The 15395-nt window shown below is 61.1% G+C and carries 15 protein-coding genes and 3 pseudogenes; 6 read left to right on the top strand and 12 right to left on the bottom strand.

All coding sequences use genetic code 11. The features are described from left to right. Together A3CW_RS0140785 and A3CW_RS51730 are read left to right on the top strand one after the other, a co-directional pair. Positions 1-387, top strand: a complete 387-nt coding sequence (locus A3CW_RS0140785) for an endo-1,4-beta-xylanase (RefSeq protein ID WP_456152327.1) — start codon at positions 1-3, stop codon at positions 385-387. Between the two features lie 273 nt (positions 388-660). Then, a pseudogene (locus A3CW_RS51730) lies at positions 661-1128 on the top strand (Tn3 family transposase); the annotation flags it as partial. Between the two features lie 11 nt (positions 1129-1139). On the opposite strand, the gene A3CW_RS0140780 reads toward A3CW_RS51730, so the two are convergent. The 8 genes and pseudogenes from A3CW_RS0140780 to A3CW_RS0140745 form a co-directional block, all read right to left on the bottom strand. Next, a complete protein-coding gene (locus tag A3CW_RS0140780) occupies positions 1140-1622 on the bottom strand; it encodes an RES family NAD+ phosphorylase (RefSeq protein ID WP_028208663.1) in 483 nt (160 codons plus the stop codon). Next, on the bottom strand, positions 1619-2125 hold the full coding sequence (gene parS, locus A3CW_RS49335) for a type II RES/Xre toxin-antitoxin system antitoxin (RefSeq protein WP_028208662.1): 507 nt from the start codon (positions 2123-2125) through the stop codon (positions 1619-1621). The genes A3CW_RS0140780 and parS overlap by 4 nt, the downstream gene beginning before the upstream one ends. A gap of 87 nt (positions 2126-2212) precedes the next feature. Then, positions 2213-3694: pseudogene (locus A3CW_RS54635) on the bottom strand (ATP-binding domain-containing protein). 138 nt (positions 3695-3832) lie between these two features. Beyond that, entirely contained in the window at positions 3833-4261 is a 429-nt protein-coding gene (locus A3CW_RS0140765) for a hypothetical protein (RefSeq protein ID WP_028208661.1), read from the bottom strand. A gap of 98 nt (positions 4262-4359) precedes the next feature. After that, positions 4360-4935, bottom strand: coding sequence for a DUF7713 domain-containing protein (locus tag A3CW_RS0140760; protein WP_028208660.1), 576 nt, complete (start codon positions 4933-4935; stop codon positions 4360-4362). Positions 4936-5694: 759 nt separating this feature from the next. Then, positions 5695-7818 carry an acetate--CoA ligase family protein gene (locus A3CW_RS49325; protein WP_081772049.1) on the bottom strand — a complete coding sequence of 708 codons (2124 nt, stop codon included), beginning with the start codon at positions 7816-7818 and terminating at the stop codon, positions 5695-5697. Between the two features lie 14 nt (positions 7819-7832). Next, positions 7833-8615, bottom strand: a complete 783-nt coding sequence (locus A3CW_RS0140750; RefSeq protein ID WP_028208659.1) for an enoyl-CoA hydratase/isomerase family protein — start codon at positions 8613-8615, stop codon at positions 7833-7835. 173 nt (positions 8616-8788) lie between these two features. After that, on the bottom strand, positions 8789-9547 hold the full coding sequence (locus A3CW_RS0140745; RefSeq protein ID WP_245623870.1) for a substrate-binding domain-containing protein: 759 nt from the start codon (positions 9545-9547) through the stop codon (positions 8789-8791). Positions 9548-9720: 173 nt separating this feature from the next. On the opposite strand from A3CW_RS0140745, the gene A3CW_RS0140740 reads away from it, so the two are divergent. Continuing rightward, positions 9721-10515 carry an IclR family transcriptional regulator gene (locus A3CW_RS0140740; RefSeq protein WP_051482052.1) on the top strand — a complete coding sequence of 265 codons (795 nt, stop codon included), beginning with the start codon at positions 9721-9723 and terminating at the stop codon, positions 10513-10515. 1 nt (position 10516) lies between these two features. Here A3CW_RS0140740 and A3CW_RS0140735 read toward each other — a convergent pair whose 3' ends face one another. Beyond that, positions 10517-11845: an MFS transporter gene (locus A3CW_RS0140735; RefSeq protein ID WP_028208656.1), complete on the bottom strand. Its 1329-nt coding sequence runs from the start codon at positions 11843-11845 to the stop codon at positions 10517-10519. Positions 11846-12353: 508 nt separating this feature from the next. Here A3CW_RS0140735 and A3CW_RS51725 point away from each other — a divergent pair. Together A3CW_RS51725 and A3CW_RS0140725 are read left to right on the top strand one after the other, a co-directional pair. Then, positions 12354-12800: pseudogene (locus A3CW_RS51725) on the top strand (cupin domain-containing protein). Between the two features lie 57 nt (positions 12801-12857). After that, the gene (locus tag A3CW_RS0140725; protein WP_028208655.1) at positions 12858-13235 is read left to right on the top strand and encodes a DUF3564 family protein; all 378 of its coding nucleotides are present in this window, start codon (positions 12858-12860) and stop codon (positions 13233-13235) included. 197 nt (positions 13236-13432) lie between these two features. On the opposite strand, the gene A3CW_RS52835 is transcribed toward A3CW_RS0140725, so the two are convergent. Next, positions 13433-13669, bottom strand: a complete 237-nt coding sequence (locus A3CW_RS52835; protein ID WP_028208654.1) for a hypothetical protein — start codon at positions 13667-13669, stop codon at positions 13433-13435. 47 nt (positions 13670-13716) lie between these two features. On the opposite strand from A3CW_RS52835, the gene A3CW_RS49315 reads away from it, so the two are divergent. After that, positions 13717-14049 carry a hypothetical protein gene (locus A3CW_RS49315; protein ID WP_028208653.1) on the top strand — a complete coding sequence of 111 codons (333 nt, stop codon included), beginning with the start codon at positions 13717-13719 and terminating at the stop codon, positions 14047-14049. Positions 14050-14661: 612 nt separating this feature from the next. Here the strand turns inward: A3CW_RS49315 and A3CW_RS54130 are convergent. Both A3CW_RS54130 and A3CW_RS0140705 read right to left on the bottom strand, forming a co-directional pair. Continuing rightward, entirely contained in the window at positions 14662-14883 is a 222-nt protein-coding gene (locus tag A3CW_RS54130) for a YMGG-like glycine zipper-containing protein (protein WP_028208652.1), read from the bottom strand. 11 nt (positions 14884-14894) lie between these two features. Beyond that, complete coding sequence (locus tag A3CW_RS0140705) at positions 14895-15272, bottom strand: hypothetical protein (RefSeq protein WP_028208651.1); 378 nt, start codon at positions 15270-15272, stop codon at positions 14895-14897. Between the last annotated feature and the right edge of the window lie 123 nt (positions 15273-15395).

The raw sequence follows: 15395 nt of genomic DNA, 5'->3' as shown, positions 1-15395 counted from the left end.
ATCAACTGGCCGCCGCTGCAAAATATGAAGCAGGCTTTCGACGACGTCGCCGCCCTCGGACTCGAAAACCAGGTGACGGAACTCGATGTCAGTCTCTACAGCGACCCGGGCGNATGCTGGAGCCATCCGCCTGCGTGTTTGCCCGATCTCGGCCAGCCGGTGCCGAACGACGTGATGCGTGCGCAGGCGCAGCGGTATCGCGCGGTGTTCGATCTGTTCGAGCACGAGCCAAGCATCAAGGCCGTCACCTTCTGGGGCTATTCGGACAAGCACACGTGGCTGACCTCGATACCGGTGCCGCGTACCAATCTGCCGCTGCTATTCGACGCGAACCTGAAACCGAAAGCCGCGTTCTGGGCAATAGCCGATTCGTCGTGGCAGCCGTAAGGCTATTCACCACGCCTTGACGCGATCCGCTTGAGCCAGCCGCCGCGCCCGAAGTCGGTCTGCTGGGGAAACACGGCGTCCCAAATCCATCGTTGAGTCCGCTGTGGCGGTTTCTTACATCCCGATCATCCGATGAACGTTGGCTCTCCAATTCCCTCATAGGGTGGTTAGAGATCCGCGGCAAGGGCGACAAGAATCGCATAGTCCCAGCTTCGCCCGATCTCATAAACGAGTTGCGTCGCTACTGGCTGGTGAACGAGCTGTCTCCCCTTCCCTCGCGGGCCGACCCATGCGGTGGGCATGTACACGCACGTGCTAGACCAGCACGGCATCGTCTATAACCAACCCATCGTGCTGAATGAACGCCAGGCTGGAGTGGCAATCGAGGGCGTGACCCGCCACAACGAGAACCGTGACGATGGTGGATTGCAGCGGCTTTCAGTAGACACGCACGGATACACGGATGTTGGGATGACGGTGTCGAAGCTGCTTGGTTTTGACCTTTGCCCTCGTCTGCGCAACCTCTCGGAACGCAAACTGCATCTGCCCAGAGGCATGGTCGCGCCAGCGGGGCTGACAGCCGTCGTCGCCAACGAGGTGTCCATCAAGGTGATTCGTAATAGCTGGGACGGACTGCTGCACGTTGTCGCGTCGATTCATGCTGGCCGCGTGAGCGCAATAGTCGCTTTACAGCGGTTCGGAAGTGCGGCGCAGGGCGATCCCGTGTTCCCCGCCTGCAATCGACATCGGACTCATCGCGTCGGCTGGCCAAACAGCCGCGGATCCAGCATAAAGGGTTCCGTGCCGATCACCTTTACGCTTGCCATGTCCGGATGCATCGGGTTCAGCAGCAGATTGAAGTCGGTAGGACAAACGACCGACGGGACCCGCATCGCCAGTTGCTCGCCCGCCTCAAGCCATTGACGACCAAGCGCCCTTGTCGCCGCAGGATCGCTCGTCAGGTCTGCCCAGCCGTCCGGCAGGCCGGGTGCGAATGCGGCATCGTAGACGGCGTCCGGCACCTCCAGCGTCACAAGGAAATAGCCACCGGCCGGCAGCAAGCCCGCCATGTGCACCAGCGCCTCAAGCAGCGCCGTCGAAGCGTGGCAACAGGTGTAAAGCACCCGCATGCCACGCGGGTTCCAGCGGCCGCCGGCGATCGCCGCACCATTGCCGCTCAGGTCATCGGCACGGTAATACCCGCGCCGCTCTTTCGCCAGGCGGTAAAGCCTCATGCAGACACGCCGTGAATGACGCGCAGCAGGATCTCACGCACGCGGTCGTAGCCCGGTTGCGAGTCGAGCACCTCGAGCGGGCTGAGTCCACCCAGTTCCGCATTCGATCGCTGCATCCACTCGGCGGCCAGCGCCGGGTCCTCAAACACCTCGACAGCAAGCTGACGCACATAGAGCACACGCGCAACGCGATCCGACTCGGCTGGCGACAGGCGCTCCGCGCGCGCCATCTTGCGCAGGATCGTCGAACTCGGCAGATTGAGACTCGCGAGCAGCGTCTGCACCGGCACGTGCAGCAGGTCCTTCGCCACGCGCTCGATGATCGCCGCTTCCATGCCTTCCCGGATCTGCCGGCGTTGCTCGAGCGGGTCGAACCTGACGAGGAACGTTTCGATATCGTCAGCGTGGGCGCCGGGTCTGCCAGAGCCGGCCAGGGCCTTGCCGGCATGTGCTGCACCCGGACGCGCCGCCGAATGACGGCCGGACGGTTGATTCAGGGACATGTTGCTCGCCTCCCAGATGGGAATTTCATGTTTCCCATTCTAGACCACTCTCAAACGGGAATCAATATTATCCCATTTGATCATTTATTATGCTGACCGGTCCTGGCGCCGGAGACTGAAAAGCCGCAGCAGTTCGTCCCGCAATTCCGAGACATCCAGGACATGCTGCGCCCGGGTCACAGCCACATAGAGGAGGCGGAGCTCATCGTCGTCCGGCATCGGGCTGCCGTCGGCCCCGCGCAGGCGGAAATCGTTGGCAACCTTGACCCGCTTCCACTCGAGACCCTTGGCACGGTGGACGGTTGAGATCACATAGTCGGCGGCACCTTCCACCACCGAGCGCTGCGCCAGGGCCCGCAGATAGCCGGTCCCCAGCTCGTCGACGATGCGCACAACCGGCTGCAGGTCCTGACCAAATGCACTGCGCGCAAACGCCTGTGCGTCGCTCCACGTCTCGAACAGCGAAAACGCCGCCGGACGGAACGCGCGCTGGCCGGCCAGCAACCGGTCAGCGCCATCAGCGTAGGCGAGAATCTCGGCGGGGCTCATCCGGATCGCCGGTCGGTGTCCCGCCTCGAGTCCCGCGGCGAACTGCCAGATCGCCGTGACGTTCTTCCGGCACAGGATCGCGTCGACCGGCGGCGCTACCGCGGGATCTTCCACCATGATCGAGCCGATGGCTCCCTGTCCCCGGATGGGCGTGCGTTCACCGAGCAGCGCGAGCAGGCGGCTCGCCAGCGCCGCAAACGTGGCACCAAAGCGGAACGACTCCGTGAGCACACACTCGGGCGTGTCGATCTGCGCCATCGCATTGATCGCGCCGCGCCACTCGTAGGTCTGCTGGTAAGGATCGCCCACTTAGATGATCTGCGCGTGGCGCTGCCGGCCAAGGACCGACAGCATGACACCGTCGCTGTCCTGCGCCTCGTCGAAGAGGATGTAGTCGGCTTCGATGCGAGGCTGCGAGAACGCCCAGAGCTTCAGGAGTACGTCAGGCGAAATGGAACTCCCCGCGTGGGCAGCTGCGCCCTCTTCCCACAGCCGCCCGACGTACGGCAGCAGGTAGGTGCGCAGTTGCGCGGCCACCGCTTCGTCGATCTTTTCATCGACGACAACGTGATGCGCTGCCGGCTGGGCATCCGCAGACCGGCAGAACCTGTCCCGCCCATCGGCAATCATCCGCCCGATCTCGAACGGCGCGATCTCGACGGCCTTGCCCGTCACCGTGCGCACTTCCAGCGGGTCAAGCCCGTAGCGTGCGGCCAGTTCATGTGGCGGCTCGCCCTGAAGGCTCACCCGGCTTCTGAGCATCGGGCTGACAGAGGCCCACGCCAGCGAATGCATCGTCCGCGAGCCGACGTGAGGCGGGAACCGACGGGCTGCACTCGCCGCGATTTCCCGGTTGGACGCGAGATACATGCCGCGCCGCTGGCCGAAGTGTTCGGCCACGAGCTGGAGTGTGGAAGTCTTGCCCGCGCCGGCGAAGGCCTTGACCTTCAGGTTCCCGGCGCCACGCGCCGCCTCGATCACGGCCTGCTGCTCTCCCGTTGGAATAAAGCTCCTCTTCACGCGATACCAGACCTCACGTGCGCTCGCTCCTCGCGAGGTTGTGTCGCGGATTTTCGCATGGCATACGGCCGATCGAGCGGTGCCCCGCGCCGGACGCGGATTCAGCACATCTGGTGTGGCGAACACCCACAGCGCCCGTCACGTCTCAACAAGCTCAAGCCCATTTTCGGCACACCATTGCCTCAGCGCGCTTTCGACAGCGTCGGTTTCAAACGAATACCAGCGCTCGAGAACGCCCTCACGTTCCAGCAATTCCTTGAAACGCACATAAGCCCCTCGCCTCCGGAAAAATCCTTCGACCTGGTCGTAACATGCTGGCAACGTCTGTGCGACAAAGCGCAAGGCGAGACGGCTTCCGAGATCAAGTTCGTTCTTGTGCGGTATCGCAAGATAGCGGTCAGAGGTTTCGAGGTCGTCAGGTATCTCCTCATCGAACGCCTCGCTGGAATCCGAAGTCCAGTAGACTTTCCCCGTATCGAGCGAGAGATACGCGCTATGTTCCATCGGCGCCGCGCAGCTGACAAAGTTGAACGCCATGGAAAGATCGTCGTGCCTGACTGCGACCATGGCTCCCCTCCGCCTGGGTTATAACCGTTCGAGGCACCGGTTCGTAAACCGGCTCGGGGCCAGGGATTGCCGCCCGATTACCGCGTCGGCACCGCGACTCAAAGCTCGTCGCTCGGGTCAGCGATCTCGAGCCGGAACTGCCACCCTTCCATGCTCGTGAGCATTCGCCCAAGATCGTCCCATGAGACCTCCTTGCCGTCGACAACCACCAGTGGCAGGTGGCCCGGCTGATTTTCGTCCCATTCGATACGCCCGCGCACCGTGTTGTCAATGATCCGGTGCTCATGAAAATCGACGTGCCTGACCGACAGCGCGCGACGAATCTTCTCGACGAGGCGCCCGAGCAGCACGAGTACATCGTCGTCAGCTTTGCCGATCAGCTGGAACCGGTAACCGGCGGGAAGCTCACCTCGAAGCTCGAAGCAATCCAGCGCAATCCGGGCGCCCAGGAGCCGGAGCTGGAAATGGAACGTGTGGGCTTCCCCCTCGCAGTCAATCAGCTGGATGGGGTCAAGCCGAACGTTCTCGAAATCGGTGAATCCGGCGGACTCGGTAATCCTGGCATTGAAGCACGAAGTGCAGAGTAACCCATAGTGGCCATCGCCAGAACCGCCGCGGATGGTGTCCCAGGGCGGCGTCTGGTTGCCGCATTGTTCGCATCGCTTGTGTGCCATGTCGTGCCTGCTGTATCGTTTTCCCTGCGATCGCCAGGATGTTGATTTCCGGTTGCCGTTTTCGACACTATTGATCGGACGTTGGCGGTAACATGCGGCCCGCGAAGGCGTATTGGGGTGCGCAGTAGCTGGCGAACGGATACCGCTATTTTGACAGACACGACGAGCTGCGCCTAACTGATGCCAGGTGTCTGGCGCCATGTGACCAGCAAGGTGAAATGCCACTCATGACCGGCGCGTTCGATGAGGTCGTGCCGCACGGTGGTTTGCATGCGGTGGCGCTACACGGTGATATGCCCGAAGCCTCGTAACTGACACCGCATCGATATGAAATATATAGGAATACGAATCAAAACAGAACTGCGATCATTTTCTTTATGTTAAATTCTAAAGCTGGCGGACGGGGAAAACAGAGCAGAAAAGCTCCTTGCTGCGTGGGGGCGTCGAGCGAGAACAACTCGACGCATCGTATCTACGGATAGCCATGTGGCTCAGTTCGGAAAACCCTCGACGCTACCCGCCGCAGTGCAATGCGCACGTCGCGCTCGGCAATGAAAGTCGTCTTTGAAGGTTTTCAGTTCTGGGCCGCCAACTGCACCGCTATCTCGCAGCCCGCCGTTTCGATGCGAGCTATAAGCGATTCTGCCGCGAGATCGAACCGGGCTAGAGTGCCACTGTCGTGGAGTACGCCCGGAGCAACCTTGGAACTGGCGCTGACGTGAGCGCGCTGCCCACCGGAGCGTATGCTGGTCATACGTGCTAATGGCCGGGTTGCGAAACCCCCGTAATTTGCCCGATCACCGCTACGCCATCGGCGGCCCGCACGCCTTGGCCCTCAGGCAATACAAAGATCGGATTGATCTCAGCCTCGATCAGCCGGGAACCCAGCTCGGTCGCCATCCGGGCGAATGCGACGATCGCTGATGCAAGTGCATCGATGTCGGCGCGCGGATGCCCACGGAAGCCGTCGAGAAGGGGAAAAGTCTTCAGTTCCCGGATCAGCGCCAACGCCTCTTCGCGCGAGAGACCATACTCCGGATCAAGCATGCACATCGAGGTATCCTTGATCAGTTCGGCCGTGACCCCGCCCATGCCTAGAAGCACGGCTGTACCAAGAGGATCGCGGTGGAGGCCCAGAATCAGTTCGCCCCCTCCCGTCACCATTTCCTGGACCAGGAAAGCCTGCACAGGAACACCAGTTGCCATTTCAACATCCTCGCGCATCTGGTTCAGACGCGCGCCGACGGAGATCGCGGGTACGCCCACGGCAACGCCACCGATGTCGCTTTTGTGCGTGATGGTGTTCGAGAGCATCTTCAATACCACCTTTTCGCCGAACGTACGCGCCGCATCTTCAGCCTGGGCGGCGTTGCTGACCACCACCTCCCTCACCGACTGCACGCCAAACCGTGCGAACAGCGCTTTCGCCTGTGCTTCATCGAGCGAACCTGAGGGAAGTTCGGTCTGGTCGAAATGAACACGCGCGGGCGGTGTCGGCCCCGAACGCCCCGTATGCAACGTCTGGCCATACCGCCACATCGCTTCGATCGCGCTCGTTGCACTTTCGGGGCTCGTGAACGCCGGGACACCCTCACCGTTCAGCAAACGGGTAATCGCCGGCGCGTGCGGACTCACGTACGCGACTACCGGCTTGCTCGTGCCTGGCAGGGAATCGCGAATCGCCCCCGCCATCAGATCGGGCATTGCCAGTACCGATGACCCGACAATCACGGCGACTGCATCGTAGCTGGGACTGTCAAGCAAGGTTCGAATCGCACCACGCAACAACTCGGGCTGCAGGCCGGCAAGCGTGACGTCGATCGGGTTGCGATCGAGCACGGCGTGGTCACCCGTTTGCAGGGCCCGCAAACGGGCCGCCGTAGCATCGTCGGGAGCGGGCGTTTCAAAGCCGGCGACACCCAGACTGTCGGCAACAAGGGTGCCCGCGCCGCCGGTCGAAGTCAGAATCGCGACGCGCTTACCCGCTGGCCGCCGGCCGATGGAGAGTGCATTGGGAAGGTCCAGCAGGTCCGCAAAAGTGGCCGCCCGGATCACGCCAGTCTGGCGGAACAACGCGTCGTACATGCGATCCGAGCCGGCAAGCGCACCCGTGTGCGACACGGCCGAACGTGCCCCCGACTCCGACCGGCCAATCTTGAACGCAACCACGGGCTTGCCGGCCTGCGCGGCGCGCAGTGCGGCGGCGCGAAATTTCTCCGGATGGCGTATGGCTTCCATATACAGCGCAATGACGGAGGTCGCGTCGTCGTCGACGAGATAGTCGATGAAGTCTGCCATGTCCAGATCGGCTTCGTTGCTGGTCGATACCAGCTTCGAGAGTCCAACGCCGTTCGCGGCCGCGCGCGACAACAGCGCACCGAGAATGCCGCCGCTCTGGGACACTACGCCGATAGAGCCCGCGCGGAAACCATCCGTTTCCAGCGCGCCACTTGCCGAGAGTGTGATACGGTCGGTCAGGTTGACGAGGCCGATCGTATTGGGACCAAGCAGTCGCATCGAGCCTGCCGCCTCCAGCAGTTGCGCCTGGCGTTGCGCGCCCTGCGCGCCGGTCTCTGCATAGCCGCTTGCGAGCACGATAGCCGCGCGCGTGCCGCGCTTCGCCAATTCCGCGACTGCGGTATGCGCACGCTCCGCACCGAGCAGCACGATACCGACGTCGGGCGCAGCGGGCAGCGACGCGACGTCCGCGTAGCATGTCAGCCCTTCGATGGCTTCGTAGCGCGGATTGACCGGATAGACGGTCCCCAGGAAGCCGTGCTTCTTCAGGTAGGCCACGGGCCGGCCGGAGGTCTTCGAGGGATCGGACGATGCACCGATCACCGCGACGCTTTCCGGACGCATCAGATGGGCGATTGCGTTCATGTCGGTTTCCATTCTCATTGTGCCTTGTTCAGGAAAGCGTGCACCGCTTCGCGATGCTCCCGGCTCGTATAGCAGACCGCTTGCGCCTGGCTGCCCTGCGTAAATACCTGACTGGCGGACAGTTCATAGCTCTGGTTCAGGAGCGTCTTGCCAAGCGCGAGCGCCGTCGCGGAACCCTGGCCAAGCTCCTGCGCCCAGGCTTGCGCCTCCTCGAGCAACCGCTGCGGCGCGCATACGCGATCGGCGATACCGAGGTCGAGCGCTTCTTTCACATCGACCCGGCGGCCGCTGAAGATCAGGTCCTTCGCGCGCGGCAACCCCACGCGCCGCGGAAGGAAATACAGGCCGCCGCCATCCGGAATCAAACCGCGCCGGATGTAGCTCCATGCAAAGCTGGCATCTTCCGAGGCGATGACGAAATCGCAGGCCAACGCCATGTCCGCGCCAAGACCCGCCGCTGCCCCGTTCACTGCCGCGATGGTCGGCTTGGGCATCGAATAGAGCAGGTTCACGCTGTGATGCACGCGCTGTTGCCGGGACCAGCCGTTGAACGCCACCTCGCCCGCAGGCGCATCCATGCGCTGCGCCATGCCGCTCACGTCACCGCCTGCACAGAAGCCTTTGCCGTTGCCAGTCAGCACGACGGCCCGCACCGCTGGATCAGATGACACTTTTTCGAGCGTGTGAATTAACTCAGTGCGCATGTCGTCAGTGATGGCGTTGCGCTTTTCCGGGCGGTTCAGTGTGATGACCGCGACGCCGGATTCCACTGCAAGTTGAATCATCGGGGTATTCATGATTGTGATGCCTGTTCGATGTGGACGATGTGAGGTGAGTGCTGGCGCTGCCGCACGGGGCAGCGTGTCGTGTGATGAAGCATAGCTTTGGCTGCGTCGCCCCGAATTGGCTTCGTTCCACTGGGTGAAACAGAAACCCTTTTCGTGCGCGGCACAGCAAACGCGCCCCACGCTCACTGCTGGGTGGCGGCCTCGACCGGATCAAGACCGGCCTCTTCGAGGATGCTTCTCGCCCCGGGCGTTTGCAGGTAACGGATCAGCGCCCTTGCGGCGTCGGGCTCGGCGGCGTCGCGAGCAACGGCTGCGGAAATCACGCTCGCCCTTTGCAGCGGCTCCGGAAGCGGGCCGACGTACTGAATGCCATCGATGGCGCGCAGCTCACTGATCTGCTGCAGGCCCATATCTGCTTCGCCGCGTTCGAGCGCGACACCTACCAGCTCCTTGCCTTTGATCTGGACGATCTTGCCTTGCATGGCGTCAGTAATGCCAAGCTTCGGAAACAGGGTCCCGGTCACATAGTTGCCGCTTGCCCCCTCCGAGAAGGCAACGGAGCGTGCATTGAGCAAGGCGGATCGAACTGCGTCGACAGAACGGATATCGGGCTTCGGCAGACCCGCGCGCACCGCGATGCCGACGCGCGATATCGCGACATCGGTGCGTGTGCTCTCGACGAAACGGCCCTGGTGAATCTGTTCGTCGAGCGCGGCACCGATCATGAAACACACGTCCATCGGTTCGTGGTTCCTGATCCGCACCGGCAGGTCATCGCTCGATGTCCCGTATGACGGACCCCACGAAACGATCAACCTGTTGCCGGTTGACTTCTCGAACGCCGGAGCGATCGTTTTGAACGCCGCTGACAAGGCGCCGGTTGCGAGAACGTGGATGTCTGCGGCCTGTGCGCTCACTGCGCCGCACAGCGCGAGCAGCACCGGTGCAACAATCCGTAGACCGACGCGCCTGTTCGGGATATTCATGACTTTTCAATGCTCCTGTTGATGAAGACAATTCATGGCAGACCGCGATGGTCCTGGCCGCTTCGTTTGTACGAGCCTCGCCGCTGGCCCGTCACCGCACCTGTTGCGCAACACCTGATCTCGATACGATGAACGCTTCCGAAAAGATGCCTCGCCATGCCACTGAAACCGTGTTGAACCGCTCGCTCGAACGAGGGCTGCTATTGCTGCGAGCTTTCGGGCCGGGTGCCGACGCGCTCGGCAACGGCGACTTCGTCGAGCGCACCGGATTGCCGAAAGCCACAGTGAGCCGCCTTGCTCGCACGCTGGTGGAGTGCGGCTTTCTCCAGCACGATGCGGTGCGCCAGGTCTACCGGCTTGGAGTTCCGGTACTGAGCGTGGCCCATGCGATGCGCACGGGTTCCAGAATCCTGCAGGCCAGCACGCCACTCATGCGCGAAGTCGCCCAGAAGTGCCAGATCAACGTGGGACTTGCAGCGGCCGACGGCGACGACATGGTTTATCTCGAATCCTTTCGCTATAACCAGCGAGCATCGCTGCGCACGGTCGTCTCCGGCCAGCGGGTACCGATGGAGCTGACCGCGCTGGGACGCGCACACCTGTCGACCCTGGACGATGGCGAACGCGCGCAGCGGCTTGCATCGCTGGAGCGCCGCGCCAGCCGGCACTGGAAGCCAATCCGGCGGCAGATCCTCGATGCCATCGATCACGTTCGTCGTCTTGGCTACTGTGTGGCGAGCTGGCAGCCCGAAGTTGTCGCACTTGCGACGCCGTTGACGGTAACCGGACATCCGCCAGTCATGCTGAATTTCAGTGTGCGCACGACCGATACCCCATCAGACGTCTCGACCGCCCTTGCGGCGTCGCTGCTGCAGTTGCGCGACGCCATCGTTCATGCGATGGCGGTGCTGGAAAACGACTGAGTTATCGCTCGCTAACCGCGCGCTTCGGTACGCCGAGCACGACGGCCAGGCCACCGACCAGGGAAACGAGCGCGACGGCGTAAAGCCCCATCGCCGTGCTGCCCAGACGCGAGGAAGCAAGACCGATGACCGTCGGCGCAAAGATTCCGCCAAACTGGCCAAGACTGCTGATCAGGCCAATCCCGCTCGCTGCCACCGCCGGTGTCAGATAGGCCGGCGGCAAGGTCCAGAAGAGCGAAAGCATGCCGAGATAGCCAGCCGTGGCGACGCACAACAGCCCCATCAATGCGCCGACGTCATGCGCAAACAACGGGAGCAACACGACCCCGCCCGCGGCAAGCGTTGCACTGACCATGAAATGCCAGCGCCGTTCGAGCCTGCGATCGGAACTGCGCCCCATCAGATACATGGCAGCCGCTCCGACCACGTAGGGAATCGCCGAGAGCGCACCGATATGCCAGAAGTTCGTCACGCCGCTGTTCTTGATAACGCTCGGCGCCCAGATATGGACGACGATGCTGGCCCAGGGCACGCTGAAATAGGCAAACGTCAGGAAGTAGAACCTGGGCTCACGTAGTGCGACCCAGATGGACTTCGGTGCTCGCGCCTCTTTAAGTGCAGCCTCCCGGCGCAGGGCGTCGAGTACGATTTCCTTTTCCTCTGCATTGAGCCACTTCGCCTGCTCCGGCCGGTCAGTCAGGCATCGCCATGCAGCGATACCGGCCAGGATGGAGGGCGCGCCCTCGAGAATGAACATCCATTGCCAGCCGTTCAGCCCGAGCGCGCCGGTGAGCCGTTCGAGGATCAGCCCGGAGAGCGGTCCGCTGACGATGCCCGACACGCAGATCGCGCTCATGAAGAGGGAAGTCACCCGCGCACGCCGTGCGGCGGGAAACCAGTAGGTAAAGTAAAGGATGACACCCGGAAAGAAGCCTGCCTCGGCGACTCCAAGCAGTACGCGAGCGAGATAGAACTGCATGGGGGTACGGACGAATGCGGTCGAAACCGATACCACACCCCAGAAGGTCATGATGCGCAACAGGGTCAGGCGTATGCCAATACGCTGCAACCAGAGATTGCTGGGTACCTCCAGCAGCATGTAGCCAAGGTAGAAAAGCCCCACACCAAGACCGAATGCGGCTTCGGATAGTCCGATATCGCGCCGGAACTGAAGGTGGGCAAAGCCGATGTTTGCCCGATCGATATAGGCGAAGACGTAACAGACGAAGAGCAGCGGCATCAGCCTCCAGGTTACCTTGCGGTACACCGCTTCGGTCATTGAATGCTGCGCGGCCGTCGCCTCGGGCGAGGGACTTGTCACTGCTTGCATGGCGTCTCCGGTCATTTATTGGCTGCGGAATGTGGATTCACGCCCGGACCGACCGGTCGGATCCCACATGAACACGATTATGGTTGCCACGCGGAGAACGCCAAGGCGCTAGTTTCACTACGTGGAACAGCGCAGTTCAGCCCGACCAATTGGAAAATTGACCGGCGCGCATGCCTGAAAGCTTTTCCGGGCAAGCAGGCACGAGAAGCGCGGACGTGAGCAGTCGTTGCGCCACACAAAATAATGATCATTCGCGTCGCCAGACGCGATGTGGGACATGCGCGCCCGCGCTTCATAGTGTCGTCTCGTAGCGTGCCGCTCATACGTCAGCCAGAAGCCAGGCGTCGATGCGAGCCGGCCGATAGATAGATGACGCCGATCCAGGTCTGTCACAAATCCGGGAAACAGGGCAACCACCACCGGGTGCCAAGCCAAATTCAGGATGCTGGAACGCGTCGTGCTTGCCAAACCTGGTGCTCCCTCTTCCATCGCACTCGGGAGACCCGTCATGCAAACCGGACTCACCACTGGTTTTTCGCACGTCAAGCCGCAGGACACGTCATTCCCGCGCGGTGGGCTGCGCGATTTCTTTGTCTATCGTGATCTGGAAATCGTCAGGGTCACAGGTGGTCACGCAACTTTTTAGGGCAAATCTTGCGCCGAAGTTGGGCGCGGGCTGGCACCGGCATGAGGCAGATTTTCATATCGTCAGCATGCTCAAAGACTGGGCGCGCTTCGTGTACGGCGACAAGGAAACGCTCGTCGAAGCGGGCGATTGCGTGCATCAGGCGTCGCCCTCTTCGAACACGCGCCAGACATCGAGTACATCGAAATCGTGAGCCCTGCCGAATTCAAATCGGTAGACGAGGAAGCGCCGCGGCGCCCTGGTAAGTACAAAACGGCAGCAAGCTACACCCGGACGCATGTACAAGCTTGCCGCTGCACGTACAGTTGATATGTCCGCCGACTGCTGTAGCAGGTCACGAAGCCACGAACACGACCGGAGAAATTCATGCGAATCACGCTCCATCTTGGCACTTTCGACCGCCTTGACCCGAATGCCTATGCGATCCTTTGGCTCGACAACGACACCCACAAGTGGTCGCGCGAAGGTCATGCCGGTCTCCAATTTCCCGACTGGGGAAAGCTGCGGGTCGATGCGCGCGGCACGGTGGTGTGCGATCAGCATGATGCGCGCCCCCTGTTCATCCTCGACGGCCTCGCCATGGAAGCCCAAACTGGCCCGTTCGAGGGGGAATCAGGCGAGGCACTCTGGTGCTGCACTGAACGCGAAAGCGGATCAGGCGTTGCAGGGCACTGGCATGTGCAGTGCGTCGACAAGGACGCCGTGCTTGCCGAGCACAGCGTGTTCGCTGAGGACGAGGTCTGACCTCGGACGCACCTTCGCCTGGTTGCATGCGAGTCTTCGGTGAATCCCCAAAAGCCCGTGTGAACGGGATCGGAGTATTCCAGCTCCAGCGTGACGCGTCTGGTTAGCGCTTTGGATAAACGATGCCGACGTCCAAATCGACCAACTACTGCCGATGGCACGAACTGGTCTTTCGAGCGTCGTGCTCAACAACGGGCTCAACCCAGCGCAGGCTGCTCGCCGCGGCACGGGTTAGGTATCAAGGCCACTTCGCCGCCCTCCTCGCCCAGCCGCTCCAGCCTGAATTTGTAGACCCACTGTTGAACGGCGCAGATGCCAACAACATCTTTCCACGCAATAGCCGTCGTGACAATCAAACCTCTCAATCCTCGCGTGGTGAAAACGTCAAAGCCAAGCGGTCGCATTTTTGAAATGTATTTTTTGAGGGCCATCATAGGGCAACGAGCTTTGAATTAGGTTTGAAGCCAAATGGAGGCATATCATGGGCGGCGCGCTGGTTTGGGCAGCAATCCCTCACAACAGTGATGGGGTCGTGTTTCAGGTTCGCGTGATTCGCGGGCTTCAACGATTTCATATCCCACGCCGAGCGCTTGAGGAGGCTTTCCACTTGGCACCTCATGCATCGGATGCAGGTCAACTCGAACTCTTTTATCATCACATGACCCACATCCTGATGCGCGCCATGCGGAAACGTCCGATTGCGGGCGCAGACACCGCTGCACTTCAGACTGCCGATTTCACCACCGTCCTGACAATAGAACAGGGCGCAACGCCGTACGTGGCGGAAATTCCACGGTATATGGCTTCAAACTGAAGGGCTTTTGATGAGAACAGTCGTTGGTGTGCGGGAAAGTCGAACGTCAAGAGCGGGGCGACGGTGTGAAAACGCTCTTCGAGCGTTCGCGTCGAGCGATACAGCGTGCGATGGGAGCAATCGAAGCTCGCGATTTTTCAGGCTCACGCTCCGAGGAGCTTGATCGCCCGCTTCATGTTATATGCAAGCACGTTCAGGCTCATCTCGGCTCGCACATTCTGAAGTTTCTTAGTCTAGAAATGTGCGTCTCCCATCCTGAATTTCAGGGTTCAGAAAGGGTAATCGACCGTCTGACGTCGCAATCTTTCCGCATTCGGTATCGTCGGCGGAGACGCTATGGGATTGATGTGTAAAAAGATAAGTAGTTCGAATATTTTCACAAAACACATACGCGTACGAATTAAATTAAAAATTCGACAATTGTTTTTATGTAAAATACCCGACGGCCCACGAAAGCAAAGTTGCTGGGATCAGCAATTGCGTGTGCGAACGCCGATACCTGCGGCATAAACGCCTACGCGGGTTGTTGAGCCCATGGATGAGTGGGTCAGCCGGTAAACGAGTGCAACGCGCAGCGCAAATATCGCCGGCCTCGCACTATCGCTGGCTACGTTATTGATGGCCGCCATGTATATTCCCGGCCACCGCGCCTGCCGCGCCACCGATAATCGCACCGGTCCACGCATTCCCGCCCGCAATGGCCGCGATCCCCGCACCGCCGGCCGCACCTATCGCCGCGCCACTCACCGTCCCCTGCTGCCGTGGAGTCATATCTGTGCAGCCGATCACGACAACAAGGGCACTGATGCATACGATCCATCCAGGTCGCTTCATGATCGTATTCCTCACTGGTTCTGTTTCAGACCGGGCAAGACCATCTGGAACCAGAGGGTCTCAATCACCGGATGCTGGATCATGGTGGGATTGGCTGCATAATAATCATCCAGCCCCTGACGTACGCTATCGAGCGTCCTGCCCTGCATGCCCTTGCCGAAGCGCTGTGTGATATCGCCTTTGTTCGCCGTAGCGCCGGCGTAAGCGCGCTCGATGTCCAGCAGATTGGCAATGCCGATGAGATACGCTTTCTTCTCCGCCTCGGACGACGCCACCCACTGCTGGCCTGTGACAATCGGAATATCTTCTGCGCGCGCAACGTTACTGAACATCACCAGCGATAGAAAGACTAAAGATAAAGGTGCTTTCCATTTCAGTTTGATTCTCATCGCGTGCTCCATGGACGTTACCTTCTCGAGCGACCTGCCGCGGCCGGAGTTGCCAGATCGATGATGACGATAGTCTCTCAATGGATTGGGCGAGATGACTGAGGCGATATAGCAGCTCAACCG

It is taken from the genome of Paraburkholderia nodosa DSM 21604, assembly GCF_000519185.1.
GTDB lineage: Bacteria > Pseudomonadota > Gammaproteobacteria > Burkholderiales > Burkholderiaceae > Paraburkholderia > Paraburkholderia nodosa.
This window is presented reverse-complemented; position numbering and strand designations above follow the sequence as displayed.

Bases quoted from the DNA above. Each gene is read 5' to 3' on its own strand.
- A3CW_RS0140780 (WP_028208663.1), bottom strand. From the start codon at position 1,622: ATGAGGCTTTACCGCCTGGCGAAAGAGCGGCGCGGGTATTACCGTGCC.
- parS (WP_028208662.1), bottom strand. From the start codon at position 2,125: ATGTCCCTGAATCAACCGTCCGGCCGTCATTCGGCGGCGCGTCCGGGT.
- A3CW_RS0140765 (WP_028208661.1), bottom strand. From the start codon at position 4,261: ATGGTCGCAGTCAGGCACGACGATCTTTCCATGGCGTTCAACTTTGTC.
- A3CW_RS0140760 (WP_028208660.1), bottom strand. From the start codon at position 4,935: ATGGCACACAAGCGATGCGAACAATGCGGCAACCAGACGCCGCCCTGG.
- A3CW_RS49325 (WP_081772049.1), bottom strand. From the start codon at position 7,818: ATGAACGCAATCGCCCATCTGATGCGTCCGGAAAGCGTCGCGGTGATC.
- A3CW_RS0140750 (WP_028208659.1), bottom strand. From the start codon at position 8,615: ATGAATACCCCGATGATTCAACTTGCAGTGGAATCCGGCGTCGCGGTC.
- A3CW_RS0140740 (WP_051482052.1), top strand. From the start codon at position 9,721: ATGAACGCTTCCGAAAAGATGCCTCGCCATGCCACTGAAACCGTGTTG.
- A3CW_RS0140735 (WP_028208656.1), bottom strand. From the start codon at position 11,845: ATGCAAGCAGTGACAAGTCCCTCGCCCGAGGCGACGGCCGCGCAGCAT.
- A3CW_RS0140725 (WP_028208655.1), top strand. From the start codon at position 12,858: ATGCGAATCACGCTCCATCTTGGCACTTTCGACCGCCTTGACCCGAAT.
- A3CW_RS52835 (WP_028208654.1), bottom strand. From the start codon at position 13,669: ATGATGGCCCTCAAAAAATACATTTCAAAAATGCGACCGCTTGGCTTT.
- A3CW_RS49315 (WP_028208653.1), top strand. From the start codon at position 13,717: ATGGGCGGCGCGCTGGTTTGGGCAGCAATCCCTCACAACAGTGATGGG.
- A3CW_RS54130 (WP_028208652.1), bottom strand. From the start codon at position 14,883: ATGAAGCGACCTGGATGGATCGTATGCATCAGTGCCCTTGTTGTCGTG.
- A3CW_RS0140705 (WP_028208651.1), bottom strand. From the start codon at position 15,272: ATGAGAATCAAACTGAAATGGAAAGCACCTTTATCTTTAGTCTTTCTA.